This window comes from Kaistia granuli DSM 23481 (assembly GCF_000380505.1).
Lineage (GTDB): Bacteria > Pseudomonadota > Alphaproteobacteria > Rhizobiales > Kaistiaceae > Kaistia > Kaistia granuli.
Map to the genome: position 1 here is coordinate 1 of NZ_AQYH01000011.1, position 3408 is coordinate 3408.

Annotated in this window: 2 tRNA genes and 2 rRNA genes; all 4 read left to right on the plus strand. The window is 54.6% G+C overall.

Annotated elements, in window-relative coordinates:
- The first annotated feature begins 423 nt into the window (after nt 1-423).
- Nucleotides 424-1914: ribosomal RNA gene (locus G342_RS0118290) — 16S ribosomal RNA — on the plus strand.
- A 198-nt stretch (nt 1915-2112) separates the two neighbouring features.
- Nucleotides 2113-2189: transfer RNA gene (locus tag G342_RS0118295), tRNA-Ile, on the plus strand.
- 96 nt (nt 2190-2285) lie between these two features.
- A tRNA-Ala gene (locus G342_RS0118300) sits at nt 2286-2361 on the plus strand.
- Between the two features lie 279 nt (nt 2362-2640).
- Nucleotides 2641-3408: ribosomal RNA gene (locus G342_RS0118305) — 23S ribosomal RNA — on the plus strand; the annotation flags it as partial.

Here is a 3408-nt window from a genome sequence, read left to right on the forward strand (position 1 = left end):
CTCAAGAACGCGGGCGGCACCGCTGCCAGCGAACGGAAAACTCGTCTCTGAGTTTTGTTATTTGGGTGGTTGACTGGTTGTCGGAAGATGACTAGATAAGCGCCTCCGGTTCGGCCGGGCGGTTTGGTTCCCAGGGTTGCTCTTTTGGGTGGCTTGTTTGGATCGAGCGGTTTGGTTTTGAGCTTTCGACAGGGTAAGACCTGTCTGTTGTTTGACAAGTGAATAGGAAGAAAGAGAAACGTAGACGGCGATGTCCTTGCGGCTTGTCCAGGTAACTGGATGAGCGAAAAGAGACTTCGGCGGTACTACGTTTTATCAAGCTCGCTTAGTTGTCTAGTTGGCAGAGATGTCAACGGGATGACGGTGGTGCTTGGGACTCTGTCAATAATACGTAGTGACCAAAAGCCGATCAAAGATCTCGTTCAATTTGAGAGTTTGATCCTGGCTCAGAACGAACGCTGGCGGCAGGCCTAACACATGCAAGTCGAACGCCCTAGCAATAGGGAGTGGCAGACGGGTGAGTAACGCGTGGGAATCTACCTTGTGGTACGGAACAACCAAGGGAAACTTTGGCTAATACCGTATGAGCCCTTCGGGGGAAAGATTTATCGCCATAAGATGAGCCCGCGTAGGATTAGCTAGTTGGTGAGGTAATGGCTCACCAAGGCGACGATCCTTAGCTGGTCTGAGAGGATGACCAGCCACACTGGGACTGAGACACGGCCCAGACTCCTACGGGAGGCAGCAGTGGGGAATATTGGACAATGGGCGCAAGCCTGATCCAGCCATGCCGCGTGTGTGATGAAGGCCTTAGGGTTGTAAAGCACTTTCGCCGATGAAGATAATGACTGTAGTCGGAGAAGAAGCCCCGGCTAACTTCGTGCCAGCAGCCGCGGTAATACGAAGGGGGCTAGCGTTGTTCGGAATTACTGGGCGTAAAGCGTACGTAGGCGGATCGTTAAGTTAGGGGTGAAATCCCGAGGCTCAACCTCGGAACTGCCTCTGATACTGGCGATCTTGAGTCCGGGAGAGGTGAGTGGAACTCCTAGTGTAGAGGTGAAATTCGTAGATATTAGGAAGAACACCAGTGGCGAAGGCGGCTCACTGGCCCGGAACTGACGCTGAGGTACGAAAGCGTGGGGAGCAAACAGGATTAGATACCCTGGTAGTCCACGCCGTAAACGATGGATGCTAGCCGTCGGGGAGCTTGCTCTTCGGTGGCGCAGCTAACGCATTAAGCATCCCGCCTGGGGAGTACGGTCGCAAGATTAAAACTCAAAGGAATTGACGGGGGCCCGCACAAGCGGTGGAGCATGTGGTTTAATTCGAAGCAACGCGCAGAACCTTACCAGCTCTTGACATGTCACGTATGGGTACCGGAGACGGTATCCTTCAGTTCGGCTGGCGTGAACACAGGTGCTGCATGGCTGTCGTCAGCTCGTGTCGTGAGATGTTGGGTTAAGTCCCGCAACGAGCGCAACCCTCGCCTCTAGTTGCCATCATTCAGTTGGGCACTCTAGAGGGACTGCCGGTGATAAGCCGAGAGGAAGGTGGGGATGACGTCAAGTCCTCATGGCCCTTACGGGCTGGGCTACACACGTGCTACAATGGCGGTGACAATGGGCAGCGAAAGGGCGACCTGGAGCTAATCTCAAAAAGCCGTCTCAGTTCGGATTGCACTCTGCAACTCGAGTGCATGAAGTTGGAATCGCTAGTAATCGTGGATCAGCATGCCACGGTGAATACGTTCCCGGGCCTTGTACACACCGCCCGTCACACCATGGGAGTTGGTTTTACCCGAAGGCGTTGCGCTAACCCAGCAATGGGAGGCAGGCGACCACGGTAGGGTCAGCGACTGGGGTGAAGTCGTAACAAGGTAGCCGTAGGGGAACCTGCGGCTGGATCACCTCCTTTCTAAGGATGATCCTTCAAGGTCTTCTCACGATGACCTTCTCGGATCTCTTAGATTATCGGGCCGATCCGGTGTTTTGCACCGATCAGGCCTTTGGCGGGATATCGCCGTCTTCGTCTCTCTTTCTTCCGCGGATGAGTTCAGCTGCAAGGTCGTCTTGCGTCTGGCGCCTGGTTTGACCGGGGCTGGATGTTTGGGACGGGCCCGTAGCTCAGGTGGTTAGAGCGCACGCCTGATAAGCGTGAGGTCGGTAGTTCGAGTCTACCCGGGCCCACCATCACTTCGGGGTTTTGGCCCTGGAGCGTGTGTCACCTGCGCGTGCTCGCCTGGTTTGATCGTGTCGTGCCTGTTGCAGGTTTTGACATGTCTTAACGGGGCCATAGCTCAGCTGGGAGAGCGCCTGCTTTGCAAGCAGGATGTCGTCGGTTCGATCCCGTCTGGCTCCACCAAGACCCTTTTTTACCGGGCGATTGGCAGTTTGACGGTTCGATCGATAGGCGATCAACCTCCTCATCCGCATGAAACAGTTTTGTCGCCGAGGCTCAGGCTTTGGTCGACATGTTATCTGACATCGTAAAGAGAAGATTCATTCCGAGTGCCCCTCATCAGGGCACGTCCCCAGATTCGCAAGCTTGACCGCATGCGATCGGAATGGATCTCGAAGAAACTGGTTTTTTTGTCGTCGATGTTGTCCCGCGCCGAGCGGGATGAGCATCGATAATGAGAGTGATCAAGTGATAGAAGGGCATTCGGTGGATGCCTTGGCGCTAAGAGGCGATGAAGGACGTGGTACGCTGCGAAAAGTTACGGGGAGCTGCGAACAAGCTTTGATCCGTAAATATCCGAATGGGGAAACCCACCTCGCAAGAGGTATCGTGCACTGAATACATAGGTGTACGAGGCAAACCCGGGGAACTGAAACATCTAAGTACCCGGAGGAAAGGACATCAACAGAGACTCCGCTAGTAGTGGCGAGCGAACGCGGATGAGGCCAGTGGCTTATGCGAGACAACCGGAACGACCTGGAAAGGTCGGCCATAGTGGGTGATAGCCCCGTACGGGTAATGCGAGCATAAGTCCTTGAGTAAGGCGGGACACGTGAAATCCTGTCTGAACATGGGGGGACCACCCTCCAAGCCTAAGTACTCCTTAGCGACCGATAGCGAACAAGTACCGTGAGGGAAAGGTGAAAAGCACCCCGACAAGGGGAGTGAAACAGTTCCTGAAACCGGATGCCTACAAACAGTCGGAGCCCAAGGTTTGTCCTGGGTGACGGCGTACCTTTTGTATAATGGGTCAGCGACTTAATCTGACGAGCAAGCTTAAGCCGGTAGGTGTAGGCGCAGCGAAAGCGAGTCTGAACAGGGCGTTCAGTTCGTCGGATTAGACCCGAAACCGGGTGATCTAGCCATGAGCAGGTTGAAGGTGCGGTAACACGCACTGAAGGACCGAACCCACGTCTGTTGAAAAAGACGGGGATGACTTGTGGCTAGGGG